Origin of the sequence: Ammoniphilus sp. YIM 78166, from assembly GCF_004522215.1 — a bacterium.
Taxonomy (GTDB): Bacteria; Bacillota; Bacilli; order Aneurinibacillales; family RAOX-1; genus YIM-78166.
Window position 1 is genome coordinate 1 of sequence record NZ_SDLR01000067.1, and the last position, 320, is coordinate 320.

Here is a 320-nt window from a genome sequence, read left to right on the forward strand (position 1 = left end):
CGGCAGTAGTGCTACCAGCAGCAGTAATAGTGGCATTTTCAGTATCTGCCTTTAAGTTAGCAGTATAAGTCTTACCATTGTAACTTGCTGAAATAGTACCAGTAAGGTTACCGGCAATAGCTGGAGTGTTGTTAGCAGTATTTGCAGCAACTGCAGAAACACTAGGAGTTACATCAACATCGTACTTAGCATTAGTGTTGGTATTGATTGCTGATGAACTTGCGTTAATAGTAGTAGCAGCGCTAACAGTAGATACAGCAGAAGCAGCAACTGGAGCAACAGCAAGTAAAGCAGCAGCAGCAGCGCTAACGATTCTTAAA

At 42.5% G+C, this 320-nt stretch carries 1 pseudogene; it reads right to left on the reverse strand.

Features of this window, described 5'->3' with window-relative positions:
• Positions 1–320: pseudogene (locus tag EIZ58_RS32920) on the reverse strand (S-layer protein); the annotation flags it as partial.